Origin of the sequence: Elstera litoralis (assembly GCF_000963705.1) — a bacterium.
GTDB classification, from domain to species: domain Bacteria; phylum Pseudomonadota; class Alphaproteobacteria; order Elsterales; family Elsteraceae; genus Elstera; species Elstera litoralis.
Map to the genome: position 1 here is coordinate 1 of NZ_LAJY01000036.1, position 16,978 is coordinate 16,978.

Sequence of the window (16,978 nt, forward strand, 5' to 3'; positions counted from 1 at the left end):
CCCCGCTCAAGGGGCTTTGCCCCTTGAGAATCCTTTTCCCTAAAGAAGACAGGCCCTCAATCAATTGAGAAACCATCTTTAAAAAGAATTGGGATCGCCAAGGGGCAAGCCCCTTGGCTGGGGGTGTCGGGGGCAACGCCCCTGACGGTTCCATGCTCTTACCCAACGACATTGATAAGACGGTTCGGCACGAGGATGATTTTCTTCGGCGCGCGTCCGTCGAGCGCGCGTTGCACCGAAGCATCGGCCAGGGCGGCGGCTTCCGCGTCGGCCTGGGTGATGTCGCGGGGCAATTCGAGCGTTCCGCGCATTTTGCCGTTCACCTGAAGCGCGATGGTGACGCTGGTATCCACCGTGAGCGCCGGATAGAAGCTCGGCCACGGCTGGTTCACCAGCATGCCTTCGCCCGAATGGCCCAACTGCGCCCAAATTTCTTCGGTAACATGGGGCATCATCGGCGCGATCAGGCGGATCACCGTGACGAGGGCGAAGCGGCGCACCCAGGCGCTCCCGGCGTCCGCACCCGTCAGATCTTCGGTGGCGTTGGTGAGTTCGCGGATGAGGGCGACCGACTTATTGAAGTGGAACTGCTCCAGCCCATCCGTGACATCGCGGATCGTCTTATGGGTCAGGCGCAACAGCTTGTCCGCCGCCCCCTCGATCTTATTCGGCTGCGCTGCACCGTAAGCGGCGAGCGGCTTATCGGTGGCGGGTTCGGTCGCCAAGCGCCACAGGCGGTTCACGTAGCGCCACGCACCATCGATGCCCGCCGTGGTCCACTCGAAATCGCGCTCCGGGGGCGAGTCCGACAGCACGAACAGCCGCGCAGCATCGGCCCCATAGGCATCGATAATCTCGTCGGGGTCGATGACGTTTTTTCTTCGACTTCGACATTTTCTCCACCCGGCCCGGCGTGGAGGCCTGCCCGGTTGCGATTTCGATGAAGGCCCCGGCCTCGTCCTGGCGCACGTCGGTCGGGAACAGCCATTGGCCGTCCGCCGATTTATAGGTCTGGTGGCAGACCATGCCCTGCGTGAAGAGCCCGGCGAAGGGCTCCTTCATATCCACATAGCCGCACTGCTTGAGGGCACGGGTAAAGAAGCGCGAGTAGAGCAGATGCAGAACGGCATGCTCGACGCCGCCGATGTACTGATCGACCGGCAGCCAGTAATCGACCGCTTCTTTATCGAACGCTTCCTCCGAACGCGGCGAGGCGAAGCGCAGAAAGTACCAGGAGCTTTCGAAGAACGTATCCAGTGTGTCGGTTTCGCGCGTCGCGGCCCCGCCGCAGGTCGGGCAGGTCACATGCTTCCACGTCGGGTGCCGATCCAGCGGATTGCCGGGCGCGTCGAAGGTCACATCCTCCGGTAGCGTCACGGGAAGCTGAGTGTCGGGCACCGCGACCGGGCCGCAGCTCGGGCAATGGATCACCGGAATCGGGCAACCCCAGTAGCGCTGACGGCTGACGCCCCAATCGCGCAACCGATACTGCGTCTTCACCGTGCCGATACCGAGTTTTTCGATATGGTCGCAGGCGGCTTTCTTGGCGTCGGCGACGGTTAGCCCATCAAGGAAGCCGGAGTTAATGAGAATGCCGTCGTCGGTGAAGGGGCCTTTGCCGACCGTATAACTGGCGTCGGCATCGCGCGGGCGCACCACGGTCACGATGGGCAGATCGTATTTGGTCGCGAAATCGAAATCGCGTTGATCGTGCGCCGGGCACCCGAACAAAGCGCCGGTGCCATACTCCATCAGCACGAAGTTCGCGAGATAGACGGGCAGTTCCTGGCCCGGCACGAAGGGATTCGCCACGAAAAGCCCGGTGCGATACCCCAGCTTTTCGGCCTGCTCGATCACGGCTTCGGAGGTACCGAGGCGATTGCACTCGGCGATGAACTCGGCCGCATCCGCATCACTCTTCGCCAACTCCAGCGCCAGCGGATGATTGGCGGCAATGGCGAGGAAGGACGCGCCGAACAAAGTATCCGGGCGGGTCGTATAAACTTCCACCGCCTCGAAACCGGGTTTGCGGCTCGCCTCGGTCAGCGCGAACTGAAGCTGCGCGCCCTGGCTTTTGCCGATCCAATTTTCCTGCATCACGCGCACGCGGTCCGGCCAGCGGTCCAGCGTCGTGATCGCGCTCAGGAGGTCATCGGCATATTCGGTGATCTTGAGGAACCATTGATTGAGTTCCCGCCGCTCCACCGGCGCGCCGGAGCGCCAGCCTTTGCCGTCCACCACCTGTTCGTTGGCGAGCACGGTGTTTTCGACCGGGTCCCAGTTCACATAGCTTTTTTTGCGGTAGGCGAGGCCGTTTTTCCAGAAATCCAGGAACATTTTCTGTTCATGGCGGAAATACTGCGGGTGGCAGGTGGCAAGCTCGCGCTCCCAATCGAAGGATACGCCCAACTGCCCGAACTGCGCGCGCATCGAATCGATGTTCGCGTAGGTCCATTCCGCCGGGTGGCGCTTGTTCTGCATCGCGGCGTTTTCTGCCGGCAGGCCAAAGGCGTCCCAGCCCATCGGGTGCAGCACGTTGAAGCCGCGCGCGCGCTTGTAGCGCGCCGTCAGATCGCCCATCGCGTAATTGCGCACATGCCCCATGTGCAGACGCCCCGAGGGATAGGGGAACATCTCCAACACATAATATTTCGGCTTACTCGGATCGATCTTGGCGGTGAAAACCCTTTGATCGGCCCAGGCAGCTTGCCATTTGGCTTCGGTTTCTTTGGTTGCGTAGCGGGCCATCTGCTCGATTCGGTCGAAGTTATTTACGGTTCAGATTGGTGATGCGCAGTTGGCGCGCGCGCGTTAGCACCGCGTCTTCCAGATCGGTGCCAGTGCGCGGATCGACCGCCGCATCCTGCCAACCCGCCCCGCCCAGCACCTGCCGGAACACGGCGGCGCGCACGCCATCGGCGCGCAGATCGCGGTCGAGCACATAGAGCGTAACCTTCACGCGCTCGTTCGGGTTTTGCGGCGGGCTGTACCAGTCGGTGATGATGACGCCGCCGAACGGATCGGCGGAGGAGAGCGGCATGAACGACAGCGCATCGAGCGAGGCGCGCCACAGGTAGGTATTCACCCCGATGCCGCCCGCGCCTTCGCCGCCGCGCGGCAAATTGCGCCCGCCGAACAGCACAATGCCGTCTTCGCCGGTGATCTTGCCGAAGCGTTCGGCTTCGCGCTCGTCTTCGGTCTTGGGGTAACTCGCCTCGCCTTGCGGCAGAATGCTGCTGCAAGCCGTTAGAACCGTGCCGATCAGCAGCACACTCAACAGGGAAACGGCACGCATGACCGATCCAATCCTTTTTCGAACTAACCCAATTGACCCAATCCGCGACGCAAGACGGGGCCGCCCGGCCTTCAATGCCCGGCAGTTTGCGGGACGCTAGGGCATGCGCCGCGCCGTTGCAAGCGCGCAAAGACGGAAATTCTATCCAAGGCGCGCTTCAATTCCGTCCGCCGTCGCCACTAGGGCCAGCGGCAAGCCTAAACCGTCGATTTTGCGGCGCAGGCGGTAGAGGTGGGTTTCCACCGTGCGGGTCGGCGTATCGGCCTGATAGCCCCAAATTTCCGCCAGCAACTGCGGGCGGGCAACGGGGGCCGCCGCCGCGAGAAGATAGCGCAGCAGCGCCGCTTCCTTCTCCGTCAGGCGCACCTCCCCCGTAGGGCCGCAGAGCAGGCGTTGCGTGAGGTGCAAGCTGCCGCCGGGAAGCGGCAGTGCGTCCGGCACGCCCGCTTGCGCATCGAGCACTCGGCGTAGCGCCCCGCGCAGGCTGGCGGGATGCAGGGGCTTTTCCAGAATCGCCCAATCGCTCGGCCAAACTCGGTTTTCGCCTTTCGCAACTAAAGCCACCACCGGCACCCGCTGCGCCGCCAGCCACGATGGCCAAACCTCGCCCGACCGCAACGAGAGCACCAGCGCGCCGAGGGGGAACGGGGACTCCGGCAGCGTTTCGGCTAAGCAGGCTTCCGGCAAGACCCCTTCGACCGCCGCTGCGAGAATCGGGCGTAAATCCGCATCGGGCTCAATGATCCAGAGCGGGGCGAGCATCGCCTAGGCGCGCCGCCCGAAGATGGCGGTGCCGACGCGCACATGAGTCGCGCCGAAGCGCACCGCCGCCGCGTAATCGCCGCTCATGCCCATCGAGAGGATTGGCAGCCCGGCCTTCAGCGCCAATTTGCGCAGCAGAGCGAAATGCAACGCCGGCTCCTCGTCAACCGGCGGAATGCACATCAGCCCCGTGATCGGCAAATTATGAACATCCCGTGCCCGCTCGATGAAGGCCAGCGCCTCGCGCGGCGGAATGCCCGCCTTCTGCGGCTCTTCGCCGGTATTCACTTGAATGAGGCAGGCGGGGCGACGTTCAGATTTCGCCATCTCCTTCGCCAACGCCTCGGCCAGCGACTCGCGGTCAACGGTCTGGATGACATCGAACAGCGCAACCGCCTGCTTCACCTTATTGGTTTGCAGCGGGCCGATGAGGTGCAGTTCCAGATTGGGATGCGCCTCTCTCAGGGCCGGAAACTTCTCCTGCGCCTCCTGCACGCGGTTTTCGCCGAATACCCGCTGCCCGGCGGCCAGCGCCGCGCGAACTGCTTCCGCCCCGTGGGTTTTCGAGACCGCCACGAGGGTCACAGTCTCCGCCGCCCGCCCGGCGGCGATAGCGGCGGCGGCAATCGTCTGCCGAACCTCGGCCAGCGCCTCGGCAATTGCGCCCGTCATCTTTCTCTCTCCTTCGTCAAGCCCGCGCCCCGGCAGAAATCACCACTTGGGCCCTGCCCTCGGCAAATTTCGCCGAGCTTGTCACACGCCGCCCGGCGCGTCGCGCGTCTTACGCTTCTTCCTAAGAAATCCGAACAAGGTTATGATCCAACTCAAGTTACAAGTCTGTAAGGCAGGGATTTTTCGCTCGAAGGCTCCCGGCACGGTCAGCGGCCCGAATTTTGCTTGCTTTGAGAGCGCGGGTTCGGAATCCTGATGAGCACGATCAGAGCTTAGCGGTTTGAGGGAGCGGTTCAATGACAATGAAACTGGTAATCGATCCCTCCTCCGATCGGCCGTTTTCCGACGCGCGCTGGGTTAAGGTCGATGAGCCCGATACCGTTGCGAGCGCCGCCGAGGTTCAGGCCGAGGCCAAAGCCGATGGTAAAACCACCGACGATGGCCTCACCTTCGCCGACGTGCTGGATACAATCAACCCACTGCAACATTTGCCGATCATCGGCACAATTTACCGCGAACTGACCGGCTCGACCCTCTCGCCCGCCGCACGCATCATCGGCGGCGGCCTCTATGGCGGCCCGATTGGCGTCGTGCTGAGCATGGTCGATGCGACCATTCAGGAAGGCACCGGACGCGACATCGGCAGCAATGTTCTGGCGATGGTCAAGGGCGACCCGCTGGGCAAAGAGGCGGTTGAAAATATCGCCAAAGCGAAAGACCTCGACGCCAAGCGCCCGCAATTGGCCGAGGCCAAAGCCGCCGTCGCCGCGCCCGCTCCCATCGTTACCGCGCAATTGGCCGCCGAAACCCCCGCTCCGGCGGCGCTCGCGCCTGCCGCAACGCCGACGATTGCCGCCCAGGCCGCGACGCTTCCCAATGAAAACGGTCGCATTGCGCTGACCAGCAAAGGCCCGATGGGCGGCGTTGGCGGCCCGACGGCAGCCATGCCCGCAGGCTCGACCGGCTTCATCGGCAAATCGAATATTCCTTCCGGCGGCATGATTACGCCCGCCGCCGCGATGATGAATGTCCAAGGTCAGGGCGCGGTCGCCCCCGCGCAGCTTCAGCCGGGTCAGGGCGTTCCGGGCCAAACCGCCGCCGATCCGACGCAATCGATGACCGGCTTTGCCGGTGTGGCGGCGCTGCAAGCGCAACGCTCCGCCCCGCAAGCGGTGCCCGTGGCCCCGTCGACGCTCGAAGCCGCCGCCGCGACTACCGTTGCCGATGCGCCGCAGGAAGCCGGTTGGTTCAAAGTGCCGGAACGCACCGCCCGCAGTGCCACGCGCACGCCGCCAGTGTTGGAGCGCCGCGAGGTCAATAACACTCTCGCCAATAAGCCGAGCGTACCTAATCCCGCCGCCGTGCAGGCTGCCGAGACCGCCGCACGCGTCCCGCCGACGGGGGGCGATGCGCAAATCCTCTCCTCCGGCGCACCCTCCATTTCCGATGCGATGGCCCGTGCCCTGTCGAAATACGACGCGCTGGTCAAAACCCGCACCAAACCCGCTGGCGCGGTTGACGAAGCCTATTAATCGGCCTGGGTTTTTCGCCTTTCGGCTGAGCGAAGCCTTCAAAAGCGCCTAGACGCGCCCCTTCCGATATCCGCTGTCACCCCACCCGCGCCCTAGTGCGCGGCGCTTGGTCGCGCCCGCCTTGTCAAAAACTGTAATTTCGGTTACAAAACCTCATCGAACCCCCTTGAATTAAGTGAACGGCGTTATTATGTTGCCTGAACAGCGTTAACCCGTCTGAACGGTGCTGCCATGCGCCGCTCGGTCAAGAGGAATATGTTCATGCGATTCAAACTGCTCGGCACGCTTACCGGCGTGCTTCTCGCCAGCAGCAGCGCTTTTGCGCAGCAAGTCACCACCAAGGCCCCCTTCACGGTGACGATCGGCGGCTCGGTCCGCTCCGATTTCGGGTTCATGCAGGATGACACCGCCAATGTGCAGGATCGCGAAGCCCGCCTGGACTATCGCCTGCACCTGAAGGCGGAAGCCAAGGCCGAAAACGGGCTGGTCTATGGGTTCGATGCGCGCCTGCGCAACAATCAGAACAGCGCCGGCCAGACCAATCAGGATGTGGTCGGGGCTGACCGCAAGTTCGTCTACCTGCGCGGCGATAGCTGGGGTCAAGTCCAACTCGGCGATAATATCGGCGTCGCAACCCAGCTCGAAACCGCAACGCCGAATGTCGGCATCGGTCAGGGCGACGTTGTCGGCTTTGCCAATTTCGGTAACTACAGCTTCTTCTACTTCGACCGCGATACTTTTGCGACGCGCATCACTTACGTGACCCCGCGCTTTGCCGGGTTCCAGGCGGGCGCCACCTATACGCCGGAATATCGCGACACGGGCCGGGGCAATCGGCGCGGCGATAGCGATGTAACCGGCGGCAACTATAAGGACGAACTCGAATTCGCCCTGACCACCCAGCAGAAGTTCGGCGCGTTTGGCGTGCAGGCTTCCGCCGCCTATCTGACCGGGAAAGAAAAGGTTCCGACGCGCGGCGATTTCGCGGTGCTCTCGCTCGGCGGCGTGGTGAGCTATGATGTTGCCACCGGCCAAACGATTGCCGTCGGCGGTAATTACTTCGACAATGGCGAAACCAATAAGGTGAAAACCGCGCGCGGCACGGCGGAAACGACCGGCTGGAACGTCGGCGTCTCCTACACGGTTGCAAGCGCCTGGGCCGTGGCCGCAAACTATACCGAAAACCTCACCGAAACGCCGGGCGCGCGCGACCAGACCGATAAGGTGTTCGGCGTCGGCGGGGCCTATCAACTCGCCCCCGGCCTGTCGCTGCAAGCCGATGCCGCCTTCTTCGACATCGAAACGGCAACCGGCCTGAAGGCGGGCAAGACCAGCAACGAAGGCACGCAGTTTACCCTGCGCACGCGCGTGGATTTCTAAGCCTTTAGACCGCAAGAATCGGAGGGGCAGGAGGATTGACCTTCTGTCCCGCCCCGATAATGCTGGGAGCCGATAGTTCAGCGAGGCTCCCATGATACTCCGCGATGCGGTTGCCGATGATGTTCCCGGCATTCTGGCGATTTATAACGAGGTGATCGCCACCTCCACCGCCGTCTATATCGACGATCCCGTGAGCTTGGCCGACCGGCAAGCCTGGTTCGCCGCCCGCCAGGCCGAGGCCTATCCCGTTCTCGTGGCGAGCGAGGGCGATAACGTTCTGGGCTATGCCTCCTTCGGCACCTTTCGCGGCCCGTGGCCGGGGTTTCGCTATTCGGTCGAACATTCAGTGCATATTCGAAACGATCAGCGCGGCAACGGGCTTGGCGGCCGGCTGATGGAACCCCTGATCGCGCGCGCCGAGGCGATGGGCAAACACATCATGATCGGGGCCATCGACGCCGATAATGCGGGCTCGATCCGCTTTCACGAACGTTTCGGTTTCGAAATAAGCGGTCATATGAAAGAGGTTGGCTTTAAATTTGGCCGCTGGCTGGACTTAGTGTGGATGCAGCGGAAGCTGAGCTAGAGCGCTCCCGCCAGCACCCGCGCCGTCATGTCCGTATCCATATTCGCCCCCGATAGGATAACCGCGACGCGCTTGCCCTGCTGCCGATCCCGCTCCTGAATCAACCCAGCCAAACCAACCGCGCCCGCCCCTTCGGCAAGATTATGCGTGTCGTGAAAGAAAATCCGCACGGCTTCGGCAATTTCGGTTTCGCTCACCGCGAGGATCCGGGCCGCGCCCTTAGCATAGATCGCAAACGCCTCCGGCACCGGGGCGCGCACGGCAACGCCATCGGCGAAGGTGTTCGCGCTGGCAGTTTCAACGATCCGGCCCGCCTCAAAGGAGAGTTTCGCCGCCGCCGCTTCGGTCGACACCACGCCGACCACCTCAGTCGTCAGCCCCAAAGCATCGCGGGCGGCAATCGTGCCGCAAATGCCCGATCCGCAACCGATCGGCACGTAAATCGTTGCAAGATCGGGCACCGCTGTCAGAAGTTCGAGCCCATAGGTGGCAACCCCGCGCAGCAGTTCAGGATGAAACGGCGGCACCGGAAACAGCCCCTCCGCCGCCGCCACGCGCATGGCTTCGGCCTTCGCACTATCGAAATCCGCGCCGAATTCCACAACCTCGGCGCCGAAACCGCGCATGGCGGCATTTTTCTCCAGTGCATTACCCTGCGGCACATAGATTTTCACCGTCAGGCCCGCCGCCACCGCCGCGCGCGCTTGGGCTTGACCGTGATTGCCGCGCGTCGCCGTTACAATCCCGCGTACCTCCGGGTGGGTCCGCCGCAGCCAATCGATAAAGGCAATGCCGCCGCGAATCTTGAAGGCCCCCGTAGGCGTGTGATTCTCATGCTTCACCCAAACCTCCGCCCCCAACCTTTGCCCGAGCAGCGGCCAGGCGAACTGCGGCGTTGGCGGCATTTGGCGGTAGATAAGGGCTGCGGCATCGGCAAGCGCGGCGCGGGTGAAGGGCATGGCATGGCTCCGAGGCAGGTTTGCAACAACGGGGTTTCTCTAGCGCCCTCGCCCCCATTAGGCTTTCACCCATCTGACCCAATCGGCCCGTTTCCGATGACCTCTTATCCCGCTGGCCCCTACCGGCTCACGCTGCTGCCGCATCAGCCCTATGCAGTGCGCTATAGCGCGGCTGCACCGGCGCTCGGTTTTGCTTTCGACGGGCAGACGGGGCGGCACGCCTTCGATAGCGACCGGCTGCGCCCGTTCCGCACCCGCCCGAATAGTTTCGCCTATGTGCCGCCGGGGTGCGCCGTGCAATCGCGCTCGCCTACCGGGGGCGAGTATCTAACGATCACCTTGGCGGACGCCTTACCCGCGCCGCAAACGACCGACCTTAGCGCCCCCGCCCTGCGCCCTTGGCCCTGCGGCTTCGGCAAGAACTGCTCGCGCCGGGCCGCATTGATCCGCTGGAACTGGAGGCGCTGGCCGCCCAATTCGTCGCGGGCGCACGGGAGGCGCTAGCCCTCCCCAAACCGCGCGCCGCCGGATGCTGACGCCGCAACGCTTAGCCCGGCTCGACGCTCTCATCGAGGCGCAGCTTGCCGAGGGTATCAGCGTTGCCGCCCTGGCAACCGCGCTTGGGCTATCGGAGGGGTTTTTCAGCCGCGCGGTGAAAGCCAGCTTCGGGGTTTCGCCGCAAGCCTATCTGCTGGATCGCAAACTGAGCCGCGCCCGCGCCTTACTGCGGACCAGTTCGGAGGGTTTAACCCAAATCGCCCTTGCGGCTGGCTTTTCCTCCCACGCGCATCTAAGCGCTGCCTGTCAGCGCTATTTGGGCGTGGCACCAAGCGTTTTTGCGCGACCGGCGCTAAACCGCCATCCCCGCCGCCCAACCGCTCGACCAGGCCCATTGAAAATTATAACCGCCGAGCCAGCCGGTCACATCCACCGCCTCGCCGATGGCATAGAGGCCGGGAACATCGGCGGCTTCCATCGTTTGCGACGACAGCGCCTTGGTATCGATCCCACCCGCCGTGACTTCGGCCTTGGCGTAGCCTTCGGTGCCTACGGGGATGAACGGCCAGCGCTGGACCTTCTCTGCCACCGCCAGCAGCAGCTTATCCGGCAGATCGGCCAGCGCGCGGGCCGCTGCGGCCTCCGGCGTCAGGGCGGCTGCCAATCGGCTCGGGACAAGCTGCGCCAGAATCGTTTTTAGCTCCGACTTCGCCCGGCTGCGTTTGGCCGCGAGCAAAGCTTCCGCCGCGTCGCCCTCCGGCAGCAAATCGAGCCGTACGGTTTCGCCGGGCTGCCAATAGCTCGAAATCTGCAAGATCGCGGGGCCAGAGAGGCCGCGATGGGTGAAGAGCAGCGCTTCCCGAAACGCGCGCTTGCCGATGCTGACGCGCGCATCGGGCACCGCCACCCCGGCGAGCCCGGTCATCAGGTCCAACTCCGCGCCGCCCGCCGTGAAGGGCACCAGGGCCGGGCGCGGCGGGATGATCGGAAGACCGAAGCGTTTCGCCACTTCATAGGCAAAGCCGGTCGCCCCCATCTTCGGGATCGACGGGCCGCCGGTCGCCAGAATCAGCGCCGGAGCGCTAAAACTACCCTTATCGGTTTCGATGACGAAATGATCGGCGCGGCGCACATCGGTAATCGCGTGGTTGAGCTTCAGCGTCACATCGCCCCGCGCCGCCTCGTCCAGCAGCATCGTCACAATCGCCCGCGCCGAGCCGTCGCAAAACAATTGCCCCAGGGTTTTCTCGTGATAGGCGATGCCATGCCGCGCCACCATGTCGATAAAATCGAACTGCGTGTAGCGCGCCAGCGCCGATTTGGCGAAATGCCGGTTGTTCGATAAAAACTTATCCGGTGCGCACTCCAAATTCGTAAAATTGCAGCGCCCGCCGCCGGAAATAAGAATCTTCTTCCCCGGCACTTCGGCATGATCGAGCACCAGCACCCGCCGCCCGCGCTGCCCCGCCGTCAGCGCCGCCATGAGCCCCGCAGCCCCGGCGCCGAGAATGATAACGTCATAGGTCGTCATGGTCGGTCCCGTGGATCAGGGGCGCTGCCCCCGAACCCCCGCCCAAGGGCCGCGCCCTTGGGGAACGCGATTTCCTTTAGCGCGGGCAGAGAGACTTGAGCGCATCATTAAAATAATTGGGATTGCCAAGGGGCAAGCCCCTTGGCTGGGGTTCGGGGCGAAGCCCTGACCTTTTCCCTACGCTTTAGGCCGCAACAGCCCCATCAGATCGTAGGTCTTATCCAGAACCGGCGTTGCAATCGCCTGCGCCCGGTCGGCCCCGCGCGCGAGGATACGGTCGAGTTCGGCGGGGTCGGCCATCAATTGATTGAGCCGCACGGACATCGGCCCCATCACGGAGACGGTAAGGTCGGAGAGGTCGCGTTTGAAGCTGGAGAAATCCTTGCCCGCGTAGTCGGCGACAACCTCGGCCAGCGGCTTATCGCTGAGGGCCGCGAAGATGTTGAGCAGATTGGCGGCTTCCGGGCGGCCTTCCAGCCCTTCGACGCTGTCGGGCAGCGGGAACAGGTCGGTTTTGGCCTTTTTCACCTTGAGGGCGATGGTATCGGCATCGTCGGTGACATTGAGGCGCGAGTAATCGGATTCATCCGATTTCGACATTTTCTTGGTGCCGTCGCGCAACGACATCACGCGGGTGGCCGCGCCGAAGATTTGCGGTTCGGGTAGCGGGAAGAATTCCGTGCCGAACTGGCGGTTGAAGGCCCCAGCGATATCGCGCGCTAGCTCCAAATGCTGCTTTTGGTCCTCGCCCACCGGCACATGAGTGGCGTGATAGAGCAGAATATCGGCAGCCATCAGCACCGGATAGGAATAGAGCCCGAGGCCCGCCATATCCTTTTGCTTACCGGCTTTTTCCTTAAACTGGGTCATGCGGTTCAGCCAGCCGAGCGGCGTGATGCAGCCGAGCAACCAGCCCAACGTCGCGTGGGTCGGCACCGCCGATTGGTTGAACAGAATGTTTTTCTCGGGGTCGATCCCGGCAGCGATATAGGTCGCCGCCACTTCGCGCGTCGCCTTCAACAGCGCCGCCGGCTCTTGCGGCACGGTGAGGGCGTGCAGATCGACGACGCAGAAAATGCACTCGAAATCCGCTTGCAGCTTCACCCAGTTGCGGACCGCGCCCAGGTAGTTGCCGAGATGCAGGTGATGGGTCGGCTGAATGCCGGAGAAAATGCGCTTGCTCATGCTCCTGCTTATCGCGGAACCGAGGGGGGCGGGTCAAGATATGCCAGCAGGTCCGCGCCACGATGGCCCGCCGCAACCCCCTCGACGAAAATCACATCGCCCTCGGCGCTGGCCGTCCGCAAAGGTTTGATCGCCTGATAGGCGGGGGAGGCGTACCAGCCGTGCGCGGCGGCGCGGTTGGGAAACGCCAGGAGAATCAGATCGCCCGGGGGCCAATCCCCTTCCAGCCGCTCGACCGGCACGCCATGCACCAGATAGCGCCCGCCGAACGGTGCAAGGGTCGCGTCGATCTGCCGGAGATAGTCGAAAAGCTCCGGCCCAGGGCGGGTCACGATCAACCGAGCGAGCGCGTAGGTTGGCATTCGGTATCTCCTCTTTCACGCGGAAACCAAAGCGCGACGCGCGGCCAGGCTGCGCCGCAGCCCAACGGTTTGCAACCCGGCGAAGACAGCCACCGCCGCCGCCTGGGCCAGCACGAACCCCTCCCCGAGCAGCGTTGGCGTAACCCAACCGCTCAGCAGAAGCACAACACTATCGCCCACCCACACGAGGTTCGCACCGATCACCGCATGGATTGCCGCGCGCCTCACAGCCGGGCGGCGCGCAAGAAAGATCAGCAGCAACGCATAGGGCAGCAGTGCAAGCCCGCCCCAGACCATCAAGGGTTCGGGCAGGCCAAGCCAGGGGTGAAGCCAGCGCCCGGCGAGAAGAAGCAGCAGGCCCATTGCGCCGCTGGCGAGCGCATCGAGCAGAAGGGCGCAGCGTAAAAAAGGGTGAGGGATCATGGTCAATCTCCGAAAGGGATGGTCTAACGGCCCGCAGTCTTGCCCCCCGAACAGCCCCCCGTCGATTACGTGGAAGGTAATTGGTTTATGGCCAAAGGGCGCTATTCTGCCGGGATGACGCAGCTTTCCCGCCCCACTGTGCCGCCGCCGTTCGGCGATCAACTTCGCACTTGGCGACGGCAGCGGCGCGTCAGCCAACTCGATCTTGCCCTGGAGATCGAAATGTCGCAGCGGCACCTGAGTTTCATCGAAAGCGGTCGCACGCGCCCCAGCCGCGCGCTGGTGATAAGGCTGGCAGAAGGGTTGGACGTACCGTTGCGCGACCGCAATCAAATGCTGCTGGCGGCAGGCTATGCCCCCGTTTATGGCGAGCGCGCGCTGGACGATCCGGCGTTAGCCTCGGCACGGGCGGCGATTGAGCTTATTCTGACGGGGCATGCACCCTTTCCTGCGCTCGCGGTCGATCAGCGCTGGACGCTTATTTCCGCCAATCGCGCGCTCGCGCCGTTTTTGGCGCTCGTCGCCGATAAAAGCCTGTTGGCGCCGCCCATCAATGTGCTGCGCCTCAGCCTGCATCCGCAAGGGCTTGCGCCGCATATTCTGAATCTGGGGGAATGGGCCGCACATTTGCTCGATCGGTTGCGCCGCCAGATCGCCACCCGCGCCGACGCCGACCTGAAAACACTCTTGAGCGAGTTGACGGGGCTGTGCCCCTTGGACGCGAGCCCGCGCGGACCGGATTACGGCGGCGTGCTCGTGCCCCTGCGCCTGCAAACGCCCGTGGGGCCGCTCGCGCTCTTCTCCACCACCACCGTGTTCGGCACCCCGACAGATATTACCCTGTCGGAACTGATGCTGGAGGCTTTCTACCCCGCCGACGCTGAAACGGACGCGCGGCTGCGGCAGTGGGTCGGCTAGCCCTTCCGGCGCAGCGCTTTCAAATCGCGCAGATTGACCCCGCCGAGCGCATGGCCCACGGCGAAAAACAGCAGCGCGCCTGCGGTGCAGAGACCCGCGAAAATCGGATAGCGCAGGCTTTGCCCCGGTTGCAGCATCGGCAGCCAGCCAGGGCAGTGCCGCAAAAATCGCGCCCGCCATCAGCAGCGCCGCCAGCAACAGCCGGGGCGTCCGGCGGCGCAGGCGGGCGTCAATCGTTAGCAGCCCGCGCCGGTGCAGGGTGACGCCGAGCATCGCCACATTCAGCCACGACGATAGGCTGGTCGCCAGCGCCACCCCCGCCGCGCCCAGCCAGGCATCAGCGCCAAATTGAACAGCAAATTCGCAATCAGGCAGACGATGGCGAAGCGCACCGGCGTCCGCGTGTCTTCCCGCGCAAAAAAGCCGGGCGTCAGCGCCTTCACCAGCACGAAAGCGGGCAGACCGACCGCGAAAGCTTGCAGCACCAGGGCAGTGCCTTCGGCGTCTTCGAGACTAAACGCCCCGCGCGCGAACAGCACGATCATGATCGGCTCGGCGAGCGCGATCAGCGCGGCGGTCGCGGGCAGGGTCAGCATCAGGCCATATTCGAGCGCGCGATTCTGGCTGGCCTGCGCCGCCGCCGCCTCGCCCTGGCGAATCTGGCGGGTGAGCAAGGGCAGCAGCGCGGTCGCAATCGCCGCGCCGACGACGCCGAGCGGCAGTTGCGCGATGCGGTCGGCGTAATAGAGATGCGTTACCGCGCCCGTGGGCAGCAGGGAGGCGATCATCATGTCGATCATCACATTAACGTGCATGATCCCCGCCCCCAGCACGCCGGGCAGCAGCAGCTTGAGGAGCTTTTTCACCTCGGGCGCAGGCGCGGGCGCGGCAGCCGCAGGGGGCCTTCGCGCGATGGCAGGCGGCGGCCAGCCAGAGGAACTGCGCGACCCCGGCGCAACGACGCCCCAGGCGAGGGCTTCCGCCACGCCGTCAAGCCCGCGTTGCCCCAAGATCGGCGCGAGCCCCAGCATCGCCGCGATCATGCAGAGGTTCAGCAAAATCGGCGTCGCCGCCGCCGCTGCATATTTGTCGAGACTGTTCAACACCCCCGCTTGCAACGAGGCCAGCGAGACCAGCAATAGATAGGGGAAGGTGATGCGCGCCAGATCGACGGTAAGGTTGAATCGTTCCGGATCATCAATGAAACCGGGGGCCATTGCCATCGTCAGATACGGCATGCCCGCTTCCGCGACTCCGAGAAACACAATCAGCGCCGCCAGCAGCACGGCCAGCGCCTGTTCGGCAAACATCACCGCGCGCCGGTGCCCCTCGGTCGCCAGCAGCCCGGCAAAGACTGGAACGAAGGCGGCATTGAACGCGCCCTCGCCGAACAGCCGCCGAAAGAAGTTCGGCAGCTTGAACGCCACCAAAAACGCATCCGATTCCGGCCCGGCCCCCAAGACCGCCGCCTGCACAACATCACGGACAAACCCCAGCACGCGGCTGAGCATCGTAAAGCCGCCAACGGTGGCGATGGCGCGGGCGAAACTGGGAGGCATGGGGAAGTTTTAAGGGAGTTTTCAGGGCTTGGGTAGGGGGATCGAAATCCTCGCTAAAATCGAATGATTCCCGTGTTGTATTACGATAATTTATCTACTCGATACATTTTTTAGGGGATGTTTCATGTCGATATTTCGATTTTTATTGGCATTGCTCATCCTTCCCATTTTGTCCGCCTGCGCAACCCGACCGCCAGACGCCTTATCGCCCGAGGCCCCTGTGTCGGCTGAGGAGGGGGTGATTGTCTACGGGTTTGCCTGCCGAAGCTTTCTAGAAAGCCGCTGCACAATCGAGTTCACTCGGCTGACGGAAGGGGTGTTTTCCACTCAACCGAAAGACCGGGTTCGGGGCGTAACCGGGGAGAAGAATATCTATAGTTTCCAGAACCCCGATAGCCGCCGCAATTTTGCCTACTACGCCCACCGCGCCGCGCCCGGCACTTATGCCCTACGCCGCTTTACTGCCGTGGCGAATAATATTCTCAGCGTCTTCACCGTCACCGATGCGCACACCGACCGGCCCTATGCGCCGTTCCAGGTGGACGCGGGAAAGGTTCATTATCTCGGCGATTTCACCTTCTACACAACGCCGTTTAAGGAGGAAGTCCCGGTCGAACGGGACGAAAATCCAGCGGCGATGGCGGCATTTTTGAAGGATTTTCCCAATCTTCCCGCCGAACGGGTGACACGGGTGATCGATTTTGGGCCATAATGCCGCCTCCAATGGGACCTTCAGACCTTCACGCGGTGATTTTCGATGATGAAACGGGCTTGCCTTCTCCTTCTCGCGCTGCTTGCAAGCTGCGTCCGCCCGCCCGAACCGCCCGTGACGGCGGAAACCAGCCTGCCGCCCGGTAAGGCCATCGTCGTGCATGGATTTATGTGCAGCACCTTCTCGGAAACCCATTGCAGCATCGAATTCGGGCGCTTGATCGGCGAGACGTTCTCCGAAACCGAGAGCCAACGGATTTACGCGGTGGCGCGGCCGGAAAACCTGATGCGCTTCGCCGGGATGGGTTTGCCGAGCGCCCCCAATAAGGACAAAAAGATGGGCTATTATGCCCATGTCGTCGAACCCGGAACCTATGGGCTCAAGCAGTTTTCCACCCACGGCAACAGCCAAACGTCGAATTATCTGACGGTCGATAAAGAAACCAAACGGCCCTTTGCGCGCATCGAGGTCGAGGCCGGAAAGATCAATTATCTCGGGGATTTTCTGTTTAGAACTAGCGCGCCGAAAGGCGAACACCGGATTATTCGGTTTGAGGACCGCCCAGCGGCGGAAGCCTATCTGGCGAGCTTCCCCAAACTCACTG

General features: G+C 63.3%; 17 protein-coding genes and 2 pseudogenes. 8 read left to right on the top strand and 11 right to left on the bottom strand.

Annotated elements, in window-relative coordinates:
- Positions 1 to 158 precede the first annotated feature (158 nt).
- The 4 genes and pseudogenes from leuS to VZ95_RS02240 all read right to left on the bottom strand — a co-directional run bounded on the left by leuS (position 159) and on the right by VZ95_RS02240 (position 4,729).
- Positions 159 to 2,748: pseudogene (gene leuS, locus VZ95_RS02225) on the bottom strand (leucine--tRNA ligase).
- Between the two features lie 19 nt (positions 2,749 to 2,767).
- A complete protein-coding gene (locus tag VZ95_RS02230; protein ID WP_045774429.1) occupies positions 2,768 to 3,295 on the bottom strand; it encodes a DUF3576 domain-containing protein in 528 nt (175 codons plus the stop codon).
- Positions 3,296 to 3,436: 141 nt separating this feature from the next.
- Positions 3,437 to 4,057, bottom strand: a complete 621-nt coding sequence (locus VZ95_RS21410) for a winged helix-turn-helix domain-containing protein (RefSeq protein ID WP_052711412.1) — start codon at positions 4,055 to 4,057, stop codon at positions 3,437 to 3,439.
- Positions 4,058 to 4,060: 3 nt separating this feature from the next.
- The gene (locus VZ95_RS02240) at positions 4,061 to 4,729 is read right to left on the bottom strand and encodes a YggS family pyridoxal phosphate-dependent enzyme (RefSeq protein ID WP_045774430.1); all 669 of its coding nucleotides are present in this window, start codon (positions 4,727 to 4,729) and stop codon (positions 4,061 to 4,063) included.
- Positions 4,730 to 5,025: 296 nt separating this feature from the next.
- On the opposite strand from VZ95_RS02240, the gene VZ95_RS21415 reads away from it, so the two are divergent.
- The 3 genes from VZ95_RS21415 to VZ95_RS02255 all read left to right on the top strand — a co-directional run bounded on the left by VZ95_RS21415 (position 5,026) and on the right by VZ95_RS02255 (position 8,227).
- On the top strand, positions 5,026 to 6,261 hold the full coding sequence (locus tag VZ95_RS21415) for a hypothetical protein (RefSeq protein WP_156994966.1): 1,236 nt from the start codon (positions 5,026 to 5,028) through the stop codon (positions 6,259 to 6,261).
- A gap of 261 nt (positions 6,262 to 6,522) precedes the next feature.
- A complete protein-coding gene (locus VZ95_RS02250) occupies positions 6,523 to 7,641 on the top strand; it encodes a porin (RefSeq protein WP_198148038.1) in 1,119 nt (372 codons plus the stop codon).
- Between the two features lie 91 nt (positions 7,642 to 7,732).
- Positions 7,733 to 8,227 carry a GNAT family N-acetyltransferase gene (locus VZ95_RS02255; RefSeq protein ID WP_045774432.1) on the top strand — a complete coding sequence of 165 codons (495 nt, stop codon included), beginning with the start codon at positions 7,733 to 7,735 and terminating at the stop codon, positions 8,225 to 8,227.
- On the opposite strand, the gene VZ95_RS02260 is transcribed toward VZ95_RS02255, so the two are convergent.
- Positions 8,224 to 9,186 carry a threonine dehydratase gene (locus tag VZ95_RS02260; RefSeq protein WP_045774433.1) on the bottom strand — a complete coding sequence of 321 codons (963 nt, stop codon included), beginning with the start codon at positions 9,184 to 9,186 and terminating at the stop codon, positions 8,224 to 8,226. The genes VZ95_RS02255 and VZ95_RS02260 overlap by 4 nt on opposite strands.
- A gap of 96 nt (positions 9,187 to 9,282) precedes the next feature.
- Between VZ95_RS02260 and VZ95_RS21420 the strand changes: the two genes are divergently transcribed.
- A complete protein-coding gene (locus VZ95_RS21420) occupies positions 9,283 to 9,690 on the top strand; it encodes a hypothetical protein (RefSeq protein WP_052711414.1) in 408 nt (135 codons plus the stop codon).
- Between the two features lie 25 nt (positions 9,691 to 9,715).
- Positions 9,716 to 10,018: pseudogene (locus tag VZ95_RS29085) on the top strand (helix-turn-helix transcriptional regulator); the annotation flags it as partial.
- A gap of 18 nt (positions 10,019 to 10,036) precedes the next feature.
- Here VZ95_RS29085 and VZ95_RS02270 read toward each other — a convergent pair.
- The 4 genes from VZ95_RS02270 to VZ95_RS02285 form a co-directional block, all read right to left on the bottom strand.
- The gene (locus VZ95_RS02270; protein WP_045774434.1) at positions 10,037 to 11,215 is read right to left on the bottom strand and encodes a BaiN/RdsA family NAD(P)/FAD-dependent oxidoreductase; all 1,179 of its coding nucleotides are present in this window, start codon (positions 11,213 to 11,215) and stop codon (positions 10,037 to 10,039) included.
- Positions 11,216 to 11,392: 177 nt separating this feature from the next.
- A complete protein-coding gene (gene trpS, locus VZ95_RS02275; protein ID WP_045774435.1) occupies positions 11,393 to 12,400 on the bottom strand; it encodes a tryptophan--tRNA ligase in 1,008 nt (335 codons plus the stop codon).
- Between the two features lie 8 nt (positions 12,401 to 12,408).
- On the bottom strand, positions 12,409 to 12,762 hold the full coding sequence (locus VZ95_RS02280; protein WP_045774436.1) for a DUF1330 domain-containing protein: 354 nt from the start codon (positions 12,760 to 12,762) through the stop codon (positions 12,409 to 12,411).
- A gap of 15 nt (positions 12,763 to 12,777) precedes the next feature.
- A complete protein-coding gene (locus VZ95_RS02285; protein ID WP_045774437.1) occupies positions 12,778 to 13,185 on the bottom strand; it encodes a hypothetical protein in 408 nt (135 codons plus the stop codon).
- Positions 13,186 to 13,272: 87 nt separating this feature from the next.
- Between VZ95_RS02285 and VZ95_RS02290 the strand changes: the two genes are divergently transcribed.
- Entirely contained in the window at positions 13,273 to 14,103 is an 831-nt protein-coding gene (locus VZ95_RS02290) for a helix-turn-helix domain-containing protein (protein ID WP_232302442.1), read from the top strand.
- Here VZ95_RS02290 and VZ95_RS23755 read toward each other — a convergent pair.
- Both VZ95_RS23755 and murJ read right to left on the bottom strand, forming a co-directional pair.
- Positions 14,100 to 14,267, bottom strand: a complete 168-nt coding sequence (locus VZ95_RS23755) for a hypothetical protein (RefSeq protein WP_156994970.1) — start codon at positions 14,265 to 14,267, stop codon at positions 14,100 to 14,102. The two genes, VZ95_RS02290 and VZ95_RS23755, sit on opposite strands and share 4 nt — an antisense overlap.
- Before the next feature lie 117 nt (positions 14,268 to 14,384).
- Positions 14,385 to 15,662, bottom strand: a complete 1,278-nt coding sequence (gene murJ / locus VZ95_RS02295; protein ID WP_084627530.1) for a murein biosynthesis integral membrane protein MurJ — start codon at positions 15,660 to 15,662, stop codon at positions 14,385 to 14,387.
- A gap of 220 nt (positions 15,663 to 15,882) precedes the next feature.
- Here murJ and VZ95_RS02300 point away from each other — a divergent pair, with 220 nt between their 5' ends.
- Positions 15,883 to 16,374: a hypothetical protein gene (locus VZ95_RS02300; protein WP_156994972.1), complete on the top strand. Its 492-nt coding sequence runs from the start codon at positions 15,883 to 15,885 to the stop codon at positions 16,372 to 16,374.
- Between the two features lie 45 nt (positions 16,375 to 16,419).
- On the top strand, positions 16,420 to 16,978 hold a 559-nt coding region (locus tag VZ95_RS02305; RefSeq protein WP_045774439.1), incomplete at its 3' end, for a hypothetical protein.